Annotated in this window: 7 protein-coding genes; 3 read left to right on the top strand and 4 right to left on the bottom strand. The window is 60.0% G+C overall.

Features of this window, described 5'->3' with window-relative positions; translation table 11 throughout:
- Window positions 1-132: 132 nt before the first annotated feature.
- Window positions 133-1,521, bottom strand: a complete 1,389-nt coding sequence (locus tag QP995_RS06045) for a type VII secretion-associated protein (RefSeq protein WP_049190394.1) — start codon at window positions 1,519-1,521, stop codon at window positions 133-135.
- Window positions 1,521-5,348 (bottom strand): type VII secretion protein EccCa, encoded by a 3,828-nt coding sequence (gene eccCa, locus QP995_RS06040; RefSeq protein WP_152682198.1) that lies wholly within the window; start codon window positions 5,346-5,348, stop codon window positions 1,521-1,523. Before eccCa ends, QP995_RS06045 begins: the two co-directional genes overlap by 1 nt.
- A gap of 193 nt (window positions 5,349-5,541) precedes the next feature.
- Here eccCa and eccD point away from each other — a divergent pair, with 193 nt between their 5' ends.
- Complete coding sequence (gene eccD / locus QP995_RS06035; RefSeq protein ID WP_224783772.1) at window positions 5,542-6,957, top strand: type VII secretion integral membrane protein EccD; 1,416 nt, start codon at window positions 5,542-5,544, stop codon at window positions 6,955-6,957.
- Between the two features lie 14 nt (window positions 6,958-6,971).
- A complete protein-coding gene (gene mycP, locus QP995_RS06030) occupies window positions 6,972-8,210 on the top strand; it encodes a type VII secretion-associated serine protease mycosin (protein WP_222867607.1) in 1,239 nt (412 codons plus the stop codon).
- On the opposite strand, the gene eccB is transcribed toward mycP, so the two are convergent.
- Entirely contained in the window at window positions 8,169-9,611 is a 1,443-nt protein-coding gene (gene eccB, locus QP995_RS06025) for a type VII secretion protein EccB (RefSeq protein ID WP_049169992.1), read from the bottom strand. The genes mycP and eccB overlap by 42 nt on opposite strands.
- Window positions 9,612-9,725: 114 nt before the next feature.
- Between eccB and QP995_RS06020 the strand changes: the two genes are divergently transcribed.
- Window positions 9,726-10,877, top strand: a complete 1,152-nt coding sequence (locus QP995_RS06020) for a hypothetical protein (RefSeq protein WP_080971451.1) — start codon at window positions 9,726-9,728, stop codon at window positions 10,875-10,877.
- 589 nt (window positions 10,878-11,466) lie between these two features.
- Here QP995_RS06020 and QP995_RS06015 read toward each other — a convergent pair.
- A complete protein-coding gene (locus QP995_RS06015; RefSeq protein WP_049169996.1) occupies window positions 11,467-13,608 on the bottom strand; it encodes a DUF6541 family protein in 2,142 nt (713 codons plus the stop codon).
- Window positions 13,609-13,650 lie beyond the last annotated feature (42 nt).

The raw sequence follows: 13,650 nt of genomic DNA, 5'->3' as shown, positions 1-13,650 counted from the left end.
GCTTCCCGCGTTAAAAACCCGTCATATTGTTTGGCGCGAAAAACCCCGATTCGGTTCCATTTTGGTTTTCCAACCTTTACCCCTGCCTACCCCCGCCCATCCCCCAGTCACTTTCTCTACGCCCCTTGCGTGTTACGGCACCGGCCGAGCGCTTACTACTGCCTGGTCGCATACGGGTCGTACCGGCGCAATAGTCCTTCCTCTGAACTGGCACCCCACACTGACTTGAGTTCCGTCCATCACTTTGTGATGCCAGAGCACTATCGAATTACCTGACGGCAGCCGCTCCTCTACGACTACGACATCGGTGCCCAGTACTTGTCTGCGTTCCGGCGCGGACTTTGTCTCATCCCCGGCAACGGAGCTGCTCAAAGCGGCGGCTAGATGTTCAAGCGCCATGTCCTGCGAAAGCGGGCTAGCGAGCACCAAGACGCGCATATCTCCGCCATCCACCGCAATCAGACGGTCTAACGGACTTGCCGAGTCAAGCTCCCACCCGCCGGGAAACCGAGCTTCCACGCCCGCATTGGTCAGTTTGACTACGGGAGCAGAATCGGGACCTGGTTTCGATGTGGATGGAGGCGTCGTTACAGGAGACGTAGTTACAGGAGGAGCCTGTGCGTGCGATGTCTCACGCTGCTTCTGTCTCCCTTCGTTCTCCCTAACTATGCCGCCACTAATGAGCCATGCAGCAATCCCAACAATCAGAACCACCACCGTCAACAAACCAACGGCAGCTACTGACACAACTGTGCTTTGATTCGACGCTGAGCTGACTTCTGCCCTGGCTGCAGGACGCCGCCCCGCGAAATCCTCCGACGGCTCCACTTCACCGGCTTCAGCGTCGCCGATGTTTTTCAACCAGGCCGGATTTACGCACTCCCCGAGCCGCGATGCTGGGCAGTCGAAGACTAAAAATCCACGGTCGCGCAGACGATCGACTAGTAGAGCTCGCCGCGGGTTCGCTAGCCCGGGTGGAACTTCGCCGACGATGAACTCAATATCCTCCTGCCAGCGGGGCGGATACTCAGTGATACCGCGCCCACCACTAACTTCCACATCATCGGGTATCCCCTGGGGCGCATCCGGATACATGGTCAGCTGATAAGCCAGCGCAATGACTGTTTCCACCAATGGTGCGCTGTCGTTCGCTCCGACCAAATGTGTCATCCGACTGGCAATGTGGCCCCCGCTCAGACGAGTGACACAGACACGCGTTTCCTCTACTTCCACCAACACGCTATGAGACACAGTTGCCTCATCGAGTTCCACAACGGCGTCGGCAAGCGTCAGGATGTACGGATTGAGTTCGGTAGCCAATAGCGCGGAGGCCAGCCGGCACTGTCGCACAGCACCCCAATAGCTGGGCACAATGACTGTTTGCATGCTCTCGAGAAGCGGTCTAGGGCCATGCACCGCCAGTTCTGCGGTGTCTGCAGGTGCCGCGAGTCCCCACAGGTGCCAGGTGCCGTGGCGCAGCGTCGGGGTCTGGGTGGTGGAAGAAGATTCGACCCGAATCATCAACTGTCCTCCTGGTCACCAGCGGTATCCAACCAACCCAACTGCACAATCTGCGGACTCTGGCCGTGCGCCACCCAATAGCCACGGCCCGGCGGCTGCTCGCAAGGCTTTACGCCGAGGATGGGGCCGTCGTCGCGTGTGCCGTCCATAACAAAGACGCTGGCACCCTGGTCCTTAACCGCACCCATGACCGGGTCGTGGAGGGATCGCAACGCCCCGCTGATTCGACGGGCAAAAAAGATATTGAGCCCAATGTCGGCGGCGTGAGCGATGACTTCTGCCAGCGGCTGCAAGGGGTTACCCCGCGAGCCGGCCACGAGGTCATAGTCGTCCACGATGACATTGATGGTTGGACCACTCCACCAATTTCGGGCCTTCAACTGCGCTGGGGTGATATCCGGTTGCGGGAGACGGGCCTTCAGTACCTCTGCCAGCTCTGCCAGCATGGGTGTCGCCACCGCAGCCGAGCCCGCATAGCCGGCCAGCCGCTCTTGGGGCACGGCCTCCATTAGCCCACGGCGGTAGTCAATTACGACGAATTTCGAGTCCGACTGCGAGTACCGCAACTGGTGAACGATGCCCCTCAACGCGGCGGTTCTGCCACTGCCTGCCGAACCGAATATCAGTAGGTGACGATCCTTATCTGGGTGGAATATCACCGCGCCCAGACCGGCTTCTTCGAGCCCCACTGCAATCGCACCTCTCGCAGCGGCCGCTGGTCGCGGCAAACGCGCAATATCAATCCGCCGTGGCAACAACTGGAGCTTTGGTGCCTGCTCACCGTGCGGCGCTGTCTCTGCAATCCGCTTAGTGTCTGCAGCGCCGGTGAGAGCTACCAGCATCGCAAACCCGCCCGGCGCGACTCCGCGTCCTGGGCTCTCCGGCACCAGCTCCGCTGCCTTGCGGTCAATCATTGAATCCATCGACTCCGCCTGCCGCAGCTCAATCCGAGTACCAATCAGGTCGCGAACGGCAGGTCTCATGTCCGTCCAGCGATAGGCCGTGAGCAGGACATGAATTCCCACCGCCAATCCATCTGCAACCAGCGCCTGCACATCGTCACTCAGCGCCGGAAACTCCGTTTTGAACGCACCCCAGCCGTCAATGACCAACACCGAATCCGGCTGACCCGCCGCCCGTGCTGCTTCCGGAGAGAGCCATCCATTAGTGCGAAAGAGCTGTTCCCGACGACTTACCTCACGACGCAAGAAACCAATCGTACGGCGAATAAGCTCCTCGTCTCCGCGGTGTGCAACCGACGCGACATGCGGCAACTCAGCCAGGTCGCTCAGGCCGCCCGCACCACAATCGACGATATAAAAATGCAGGTCACGAGCGCTGATACCGTCGGCTAGCGCGAGGATCGCTGTGCGTGCGGCAGTGGTCTTTCCTGACCGCGGCGCTCCGACGATTGCCACGTGCCCACCGGTCGTGCGCAGGTCAATACGCAGTGGGTCCTGACGCTGAAACAGCGGCTTGTCCACCAGCCCAATCACACCGGTCAATCGCTGTCGCGGCAGCTGCTCGTCGGGCTGAAGCTCGATGGCCTCCGGCAATGGTGGCAGCCACACCCGATGCGCACGTGTCGATACGTGCGACACCGCTGCCACCACGGCACCGAGCACCGTCTGCTCCGATGTCTGCGCAGGCGGATCGGCCATTCCACCATCGCTTGACGACGCACCGAAAGCCTCCCGCGTCCAATTTTCAGCGGTAAATTCAGCGACAGCTACGGCCTGGCCCTGCAGCCCCTGCTCTGCCCCAGCCGTCGCACCGTCAATAGGCTGCGGACGGACCACCGGGCCGGAAACATACGCCGACCGAAACCGCACCGGCTCGGCGGCAGCAGATTTGATATATCCAATGCCCGGGATGGCCGGCAGATGATAGGCGTCCGGAACGCCCAGCACGCTGCGGGACTCCGCGACGGAAAAGGTCTTCAACCCAATACGATAGGAAAGATGGCTTTCCAACCCGCGCAAGCGGCCTTCCTCCAGACGCTGACTGGCCAGCAGCAAATGCATGTGCAAACTGCGCCCCAACCGACCAATCGCAACGAAGAGCTCAGCAAACTCCGGGCGTGCGGAGAGCAGCTCTGAAAACTCATCCACCACAATCAGCAACGCGGGCATGGGTGGCGCATCTATCTGCCCAGCGCGCCGGGCTTGCTCATAATCGCTGACACCGGCGAAATTCCCTGCAGCGCGCAGCTGCTCTTGGCGCCGCGTCATCTCACCGCGCAGTGCGTCTTCCATGCGGTTGACCAGGATAAGCTCCTGCTCCAAGTTGGTAATCACCGCCGAGACATGAGGCAATTGATCCAGTCCCAGAAACGTCGCCCCGCCTTTGAAGTCCACCAGCACAAAGTTCAACTGATCCGGGCTGTGCGTAGCTGCGAGCCCTACCACGGTCGTTCGGAGGAATTCCGACTTACCCGACCCTGTGGCACCAACGCACAGACCGTGTGGCCCCATGCCGCCCTCAGCACTCTCCTTAAAATCCAGATAGACCGGAGCACCACCGTCATCAGCTCCAACAGGAATGCGCAGACGAGCACTGCCGTAGCGCGGTCGGTAGCGCAGAGTTGTCGGAGGCGGGTACAGCCCGAGCTCCTCCATGACCGGGTCTTCCGAGGTCTTAACAGAATCATCTGCGCTTGTTGGCACTTCAAAACGCGCCAAGCTCCGCCCAAGCACCTCCGCTTCTGCTGGACTCAGCTGATCAGGTACGCCAATCTCCTCCCGTCCGGACGCAGTTTCCGCATGCACAGCAGTAGCGGAAACAACCAGCGCGATGCCATGGTGAACCGCTGCCTCCCACAACGTTGACTGCGCTTCCACGACGGTCAGCAAAACTACCGAGGTCTCCGACCCCGCCGCGTCAAAAATCGGTGTCAGTTCAGTGACATCGTGCTGTCCGTTCGAATCCGCCAGCACAATCAGCACTGCAGCTGGCAGTATGTCGATAGCCGTGAGCAGCTCAGTCAGCTGCGCACACGTCGCCGCCCGCAACCGCGCTGGGCCACAGGCATCAGTAACTGCGGGGTGTCCGTGGTGTGGCGTCCATTTCAGCCATTCCCACTCATCTCCCACAACTGCAATCAGGCAATCCTCCGGATGATGCAGCGCAGCAGCTTGGGCGACCATTGCTCGAGCCAGCCCCTGCGCCGCGGTATCTCCAGTGAGCGCGATGATCTCAAAGGCTGACACATCTATGGCAAAGGGCACGCCCTCAACCTGACGAGCCGATCGAATAACTTCCCGCAGTGCTACGGCGGAAACCGGATCCAGTTTCTCCGGCGCCGGAATTGCCGGTGGTGTTACGGGCGTTGCGGGCTGCTGCGTTGCCACCCCGATGCGCAGCTGCAAGAAATCCGGGTCCCCCTTTCGGCGTTCGCACGCCCTCCCCATCGCCCCCAGCTGCCACAGAGTTCCAGGCCGAGGGTGGATAAACTGCGCCGATTCACGCTGCATCCTCGCTGCTTTCGCCACCGCGCGGCGAATACTGGACAAATGCCTCTGATAGTCCTTCCGCACCGGTGCCATGTCCTTATTTCCCGCCCCGCCCGACACCATCATGCCCACAGTGGAAAACACCATCATCAGCGGAAACATAAACGACATCGGGTTACGTCCCATCCCAGAGACAAACATCAACACCACCATGCCAACCACTGCCACGACCATGATTAACGGCATGAGTGCACGCATCAGCGGCACCGACTGTGGTTCCGGCGCTTCCGGTGGCGCATCCGGCGCGATTGTGCCTGTCATAGGCTGCAGCCCCGCTTTTCGGGTAGCCGAAATCTCCGCCTGTGCACTAGTCACAAAAATCCCCCCGCTATGTGTCGCCCCTTGTGTTCACTCGACGGCCAATCCCCCGACCAATCGGTGTACGCATAGCTTAAAACACACTCCGGATTCTCGCAGCGCATGACCGAAACTGATAGCGGGGGCACGCGCAGTTACTACTCCGAGTAGCGCTCTAGCGAGTTGTACGACACTCTAGAGGGACTAAAGCATGCAGAATTCATGGGGGAAATACATGCTGGGGGAACTCATTCGCGTGCGCATTGATGCCGCACACATGCCCGAAGACACCAACCGAGCACACGCAGACCTTGCATTACCGACCAACGTCGCAATCGCCGCACTTGTACCGGATATCCTGCAAATTTTCGATATCGACATTGCGGACTTCCCGCTGGCACAGTGGCAGCTACGGACCGCCACTGGCACGATTTTGCTTGCCGACGACACCCTGAACGATGCCGGTATTGCACCAGGCGAACGCCTGGTTGTTATCAACGACCCAGGTCCCGTGCCCAAACCTCGGCTCTTCGATGCCGCCGATGCTATTACCGACACCACCTATACCGACGGTATCGGGACGGCTGATTTGGTTGTTGGCTGTACCGCAGCCCTCGTGGCCACAGCTTCAATCGCAGCTGCCTCATTGAGCTTGAGCAGTACCGATTCCACACTGGCCGCGGCAATCAGCTTCATCGCGCTGCTGGCAGTAGCCGGTGGACTGCGCCTGGCTCTGTTGCGTAGCGCAAAACCGGCGATTGTCATGTCCCTGGAGCTGCAAGTGCTCATTCTGGGCACCTCTTCGGGGCTCTGCTTCGTTGGCCTCGACCTACACCGCATACTCACCGACTGGCCGCCGACTGCTGCGATTAGTGTCGCGCTTGCCGTCATCGGTTTGATTTTTCTCATTTCCAACACCGGCGACGGCGACAACCGCATCACCGTTACCCTGGGCGCGACGAGTCTCAGTGCTGCAGTTACCTTCGGTATTTACGCTGCGGCTGTCGCACTTTTCCACAACTCGGTTCAATCAGGAGCGCTCACCGCTGCTAGTGCAGTCATCCTGATACTGCTGGCACCTTCCATCGCTATCAAGGCTGCCGGTATTCGCGTACCCAAAGTCCCTGCCGCCGGCGAGAGCTTCGATGACAGCGAAACTCCCGAAATATCCCACAACGCACCTAAGCGAGCGGGGTGGATTCTCGATGGCATCCTCTGCAGTGGCACCGGAAGTCTCAGCATCTTCACCCTGGTGGTACTTTTCTCCGGAGCCTATGCGAACAAGTGGTGGCCTCTAGGCATGGCTGCTGCTGTCATAGTCTTTTGTGCAATTCACTCCCGTGGCCAAGCCCGGAAAGTAGCTTCCACCTGTACTGCTTTAGCTGGTCTTGCCGTCATTGTGGCCGTCGCCTTTCAACAGTGGTTCGAGGGCAATTGGCCAGTCGCCGCTGGCCTGGTCGTCCCCATGCTTGCAGCCACCGCCTTAGCCGCATTTCCCGCGTCACGCATCTCACCTACAACGCGCCGCATAGCTGAGCTAACCGAGGCCTGCAGTATCGCCGTTATTTTGCCCATTGCGGCCATCATTGCCGAATTCCCTGAGTTCGTAAGTGGGTTCTTCCAGTGAAAAACCCACTTTTCATGAATGCCATAAAAACTCGTCTCACCGCCACGGCCGCACTTTCCACAGTGCTTATCTCGACGTTGACGGCGGCCACCGCAGTAGCACCGTCGGGCATCGCACCAATAGCGGCTGCCCAGAACAGCCAGGACTGCGTGGCCACGATGCTGTCGTCGGAAAGCGCACTGCATGAACCGACGGTGATCGAAAAAGCGCTTCGGTTTCGCCAAGCATGGCAACTGACGACGGGTGCGGGGATTACGGTGGCGGTAATCGATACCGGGGTCTCACCCAATGAGCGCCTGGGCGAGGTTCTCGACGGTGGCGATTTTGTCGACGGCAACAGCGGGTTCGTAGACTGCGACGGTCACGGAACTCTAGTAGCTGGCATTATTGCAGGCCGGCCCGGTGCCGATGGTTTCGCCGGACTGGCGCCCGACGCGCACGTGTTGTCGATAAGACAAACAGCCGATGGCGAAGGCAATTTGGAGTCGCTGGCACAAGCTATCGACAGGGCCGTCGCGGAGGGCGCGCGGGTCATCAATATCTCGCTCACATCGTGTGCCCCGGCAGGCGTAATGCCCCAAGGTGCAACAGATGTTGCTGAGAGCGTCGCACGCGCGGAAGTCTCAGGCGCAGTAGTGGTCGCAGCGGCAGGCAATAAGGGCGATAGCTGTCAGGACGGATCCGTAGCGTGGCCCGCAGTTCTGCCGGAGGTAATCGCAGTATCAGCAGTACAGTTCGACGATGCCGGCCAAGCACAACCCGCGGAGTATGCAATCACGGGACAATGGGTCAATGTCTCCGCTCCCGGCGGCCCCGTACTCGGTCCCGATCCGCGCACCCCCACCGGTCTCATAGACCGCCACGTGCTCGGGTCCGGGGATAACACCCGAGATCAACAGATTGCCGGCACCAGCTTTGCCACGCCAACCGTGTCGGGCACAGCTGCCCTGCTGCTGGCACGAAACCCAGAGCTTTCCCCAGCACAGGTTCGCGACATCATCCTTAATTCCGCGAGCCCAATTAGTTCCGGGCTCGGCCTTGGTCGCGGCATCATTGCACCTTATGACGCTCTGATTTGGACCACTGTAGACACCGCTGCGCAGCACGCAGCCAACCCCGCTGCCGCACCGGCTCCGCCGGATCTGCTTTCTTCGCAGGAGCGCAATGCACCGCTCCGGGCGACTGGATTGCTCCTGATATGCGCGCTAGGCCTAGGTGCCTGGTTGCTCTCGCGTCCCAGACAGCGGCCCTAGCGCCGCCTGCTTACTCAGCTCAGGGCCTCCGCGCAACGCGGCCAGCACTTCCCAGTCCACTGGTCGCGTGCCACCGCTATCGGCATTGGTTGATGCATTAAACCCGAGGGCAGCCAGCGTTGTGCGATCGTGCACAGCAAAGCGCATCCCCTCTGGCGAAATGACGTGTACGGCCCCATTTACGCTTACTGCAATTGAGCTGCGCTCACGGCTGCGACCATCCACGAAACCGTCGACGGCCGCACCCGAACCGTCGGCATGTGGGTAATCCACGTGCCGCCCCTCCGGAGCATGCTGCGACCACTGCACCAGAGCTTGCGGCCGTCCTGCTATCCGGCCGGCACACAACCAGCCATCAGCATCGGCAAACGTCAACGGCTTTTCAGGTAGCCCCGGGACTGCTGGCGCATTCGCAACGGGAACTGCCGCCAGCTGCCCCTCACTGGCCTGCAGAACTGGGCTATGCGCAGCTAATAGCTCTCCTAGCACCGGGGAGAGAATCGCGGCACCGTCGTCAAGTACGATAACGCGCCGCTGCCCGACCTCAATCACATTGCCGACTGTGTCGAATGGAGCGGCGAAGTGCGTGGGTGCGCCGCGGTTCGGGATTGCTGGTGCGGCCAGAATCGGAACCTCCGGAATCGTTCTGAGCAACGCAGGGCTGACAGGCCGGACTGCGGCGCGCTCCAACCCCAGCGCTCGAGAAACAGCGGCGTGCTCCGGGTGGTTGACATCCAACCGCGAGCGGTAGCCCTGCGTAATCAGCCAGAGGTTTTGGCCATCGGCAACGACGGCACTGTCCGAGTGGGTTCGGGTAAGCTGCTGCGGTTCCCCACGTACTTCTTCAAGACGCGCAAGTGACTCTGCAACAATCCACGGCTGCCCGAGGTCTTGGACCGTCCGCTCGCACAGAGACAGTGCCAACTCCGGCGCACCTGCACTGCCCCTCTTGGCAGCTCCCGAGGCACCAGAGCCTGCCGGCGCGGCCGGAACTGCGGGAGCGCCCTCAATCCCGACAGCAAAACTGATGTCCTCTTTGTCCAACTCACTACTGCGCACCCGTTTCGGCTCAGCAGGATTGCCCAAAATTAACCGCGCCGATGCGAGATTCGCGACTGGATGCAATCGACCATTGACACGTACATGCAGGCCCTCCGACCCCGATACGACAATCAGCTGCTCATTGGAGCTCGAACCGCCCTGCGGCCGCACCAACGACAGCACCGCAGTGCCGGCGGCCAGTAAAACCACCAGCGCACAGCCGATAAACAGTGCTCGCGTACGCGTGCGCAGAGGATCGTGCAGCATTCGCGAATCCGCACGCACAAGCGCGTGCTCAATCCGACGAATCAAGAATCGATGACCGCTGACCTGGCTAGGCGTAGTCGGCGTACGTGGCATGAGTTTCCCCCAAAACTATTCCCCCAAATAATCTCTACCCTGCAGAGTAAGCCAGGCCGCGCTACTGTGCGACCAGGGGAATTTTAGTGGGGAACATATTGGGGGGATTTTCACATGCCATTGTCATTGTGGCTACTCATTACAGCAATAACCATCACTGCAGGCGCGCATGTCCCTGTGCGCGGCCGCAGCCTTCGTGACCGCCTGCGACGCACCGAACCAGGACAACTCATCGGACTACGTCTCACACCAGGCCTGCGAAGCCAGCTAAGCGCTGCGGATATCGTCTCGCTTGCCGACGACAGCCCAGTGACCCTGGATGCGCTGTGCTTTTATCACATTGCGCCGGAAGTCCGCGGAGAGCATGCGCACCGCTACTTCCGAGCAGCCGAGCGCTCCGGCACAGCCCCTGAACCCTGGACACATCTGGTGGCAACTCTTCCGGTGGAAGCCTCCGCTGACCAAGCCCTACGCTTCCTCATCCACCGGCTGGGAACCCTTGGTATTCGCGCACGGCGATTGACGGCACCGGAATGTGCTCTGACTGAGAGCTCTGCGGAGGTCGTGCAGCTGCGCCGCACTGGACGCTCTCATCATGTGGCGGCGTTGGGACGCAAACCGCACCTGTGGTTAAGCCGACAACGTGACATCGCTATCACTAATGGTCCGGCGCAGGTCATAGGAGCCGGGAGCAGCGGACAAACCATCACAATGTGTCCCGCGAACTTACCCCGGTTGGAGGTCGACTGCGGCAATCAGGACATTTGTGAGCTGCTCATCGGAATGCTCTCCCTCGGCTATCGAGTAGGAATTCGCACGGCCCGACCACATTTCTATACTGTGGCCCTTGATCTGGGCGCAGTACTTCTCGCGCGAGCTGGAGACGACACCGTCGATGTGGTTGTTGTCGAAGAGTATGAGCCCGACCTGTGTACTGGAATCGCGAGAATCATCGAGGTCAGTCGTACAGGTTCGCCCACGGCAGCAGCGGAAATGCCAGCTTCGTGCCCTCGACTGGCGATGGGCGAATTCACCTGGACGCTATCTACCGCCCGCACTACCGATGAATTGCAGCCACTAGCTATGCGGGCAACTAGCGGTTCAGTCCCGGAATCAACGCACCCAAATCTGGCAGACCGCCCGGCGCCTGGGAGCCGTCAGGCTCACCCTGCTGCGCCGGGTCATTCGGAGCGCCATTTTCTTGGCCACCCGGCTGACCGCCTGCTGCAGGAGGCACATCCTCCTTCGGCATCTGTGCACCAGTGACATTGCCATTGTCGATAGTGGCAGCGCCCGCTGGTCCCGAGCACTCCAGAGTCGACGGGCCATAGGCCGCACAGTTGTAACCGAATGCGCTCAACTGAGAATTCGCTGGCAGCGTCTTCATCTCACCCGCCGGCGGGAACGTCAGGACCTCGTAAGTAACTCCCCCCGGGTTCCAGGACACAGCATTGGCGGGAACCTTGTTTCCCGTGCCGTCATCGACCATCGGAGGATTGGCAAGATTCACCTGGCAGGCCAAGTAGGCGTCACCGCTCAGATCGTTGAGGAAGCAACGTGTCGTGCCATCCTCCAACTGAAAGAGTCGAGTATTTGGGCCGTCCGCCGGGGTGTAATCCGCATCATTGACCTGGGTGATTGCAGGAGTTTCCGTCGGCGTCTCTGATTCTGTCGGTGTCGTCGACTCCTCAGTCGGCTTCGGCGGAGTCGAGGATTTAGTCTTTGCGGAAGAACTGACGGAGCGATTCGAGACTTCCGGCTTAGCCGGCTCGTCGTCTCCACATCCGGCCAGCGCGAAAGTCATCATCACACCAGCTGCGATCGTTGCCATAAATTTATTCATCCGCATGGTGTCCTAACCTACCCGACCATCGCTCCATCCCCTAGTAGCCGAGGGAGGAATTACTTCCGGAGAACTAGCTCGCATCTCGTCGATGCGTTCTGGCGTAATCACGTCATTGAAGGCGAAGATAGTTACTTCCCTATCTCGATAAACAGGGGTTACCCCTGGAGCTACCCAGAGCCCTTCACCAGGAAACTCTAAATCCTCCTTGGAATCCCAAATACCCGGGGGTGACAAATAGATGAATCCCACGTTCAGCTTTCGGGCTGAGCGATCGACATCGTTCACCCCATCCGGCCGGTCGGGGTCTGGAAAACCGAGGTAATCAGCGTGCCAATACAGCATTGAGGTGGCAGTCCACTTATTCGCCACTGGCCAGTCATAGTGCGGGAACACTACTGGCAAGTCATTGCGAGCGTACATCCAGCTGGACCCCTCCGGCGGATTGGTAAACGTGCGGTACTTATGTGCCTCCGGCTGCTCGGCCAACCAATCAAATGCCTTCAAGTCAGCCTTGGAAATGATTTGCCATTCCCTAGGGCTCTTGTAGGCGAAATCCGCAGCGCTAGCATTAGACGCCACTCCATAGACCACAAGTACAGCAGAGCTCACCGTCGCTAAGCTCAACCCCAGAACCCGCCCCGTCGATGGCACCTTTGACTCACTAATTCGAGCCGCCCACGCGCAGCCCCACGCAACGGCGATACCCGCAAACGCGGAATACAGGTACGCGGTGACCATCACCAACCGGTGAGGCGTCGAATAGTGAAGATCCGTATACAGCGCGAGAATATCGCCCGGCACGCCACCAAAATGATTGAGCGCGTGGGTCGTCATCAACACCGAAACAAACCAGGCCGGTACTACCCACACCCGTCGGCGCGAAGTATCTGCGAAAACCAAAAACGCCATCCCGATGAAACCAAGGATGATAATTGGCCAGAACGGCCGGAATTCCTCAGTGTGGCGAGTCAGCATTGTGGCGCCTCGATACCACGCATCGAAACGATCGAGGTCGTCTACTTCAGCACTAACCGCGCGCACATCCTCGGTCTGAGAAGTTCCCGTAAGCCACTGCGGCAGTAGTACTGCCACTGCTGGCACAAAGGCGGCTGCAATCACCGCGACGTCGTAAAGCTTGGCGCGAACCGCACCCAGTTCAGGATGCGCGGGACGCGGCAGGCGGTAGCACAACCACCAAATTGCACCGAGCATAACGACTGTAGGCACCGATGCCGGATGGAGCTCTCCGATACCGATTATCGAAAGCGCAGCGCTCAAGATGCGCTGAGGTGCGTGTGGGAGCGACGTAACAAAGGCAAAAACGGTAATCGCTAGCGCAATCGAGACCTGGTACGGCCAGGCCCCCACGAAGACCCCGACGGGCATCAATACCGGAAGCGCTGCGGAAACAAGCGCCGCAACCCCCGCAGCAACGGCGGTGGACAGCTTTCGGCGATCAATAATTCGCCAGGTCAGCGCCGCAGCCGCCGTGGGTATGGTCACGGCCGGAATGATAATGCCGAGGTAATTGACCGCCTCGGTGATTGGTAGACGGACAATCAATATCCAAAGCGCACCGAACGCATGCCATGCGGCGGGATAGTAGGACACCGCCTGAGTTTCCACATTCTGAATCTCGCCCATTCTAGTGGCCGAGGCCATGCCGTCTTCCGTAATCGAACGGAGCACACTTGCATGCCAGAGTGTGTCCCAGCCTTGCTGGATGGTCGCCATCCCCTCGGACATTGAAGCGATGCGGCCGATAGCGGTCCACGTGAGAACCGCCGCTGCGATGATGACTCCGATACTTGCGATTAGCCCATAGCCCAACTCGCGCCATCGACTTGCGGCGGGCGGCTGCGTCTCGGCCGACACTGAGCGATCGACACTACCGCGCCGCCGCCGAATCAAAGCGCTGCCGCCACTCCAGCAAAGCGCGAGAAGTAGTGTCACGGCCCAGCAGATAGACGCACTGACCAAGGTGAAGCGCACTTCGATAGCGCCGAGCGCCCACCCTGCGGTACCTGCGATACCAAACGTCACCGCAGGACCGAGGGCCAGCGCCCACGGAGTACGAACGCCGCTGGCTCTCACTACAACAGCGCCGGGGATTACGAGCAGCGCAACCAAGCTAACAATTGCCCACACCACTACCGAACACTCCTCCTACGGTCACTTTCTTCAGGGAATATT

This window comes from Corynebacterium sp. MSK032, assembly GCF_030232065.1.
Lineage (GTDB): Bacteria > Actinomycetota > Actinomycetes > Mycobacteriales > Mycobacteriaceae > Corynebacterium > Corynebacterium jeikeium_D.
Note: the sequence above shows the minus strand (reverse complement) of the source record. Positions and strands in the feature narration are given on the sequence as shown.

What these genes read in the sequence shown, in the direction of transcription:
- eccB (WP_049169992.1), bottom strand. Translation starts at nt 9,611, where the DNA reads ATGCCACGTACGCCGACTACGCCTAGCCAGGTCAGCGGTCATCGATTC.
- QP995_RS06045 (WP_049190394.1), bottom strand. Translation starts at nt 1,521, where the DNA reads ATGATTCGGGTCGAATCTTCTTCCACCACCCAGACCCCGACGCTGCGC.
- eccD (WP_224783772.1), top strand. Translation starts at nt 5,542, where the DNA reads ATGCAGAATTCATGGGGGAAATACATGCTGGGGGAACTCATTCGCGTG.
- mycP (WP_222867607.1), top strand. Translation starts at nt 6,972, where the DNA reads ATGAATGCCATAAAAACTCGTCTCACCGCCACGGCCGCACTTTCCACA.
- QP995_RS06020 (WP_080971451.1), top strand. Translation starts at nt 9,726, where the DNA reads ATGCCATTGTCATTGTGGCTACTCATTACAGCAATAACCATCACTGCA.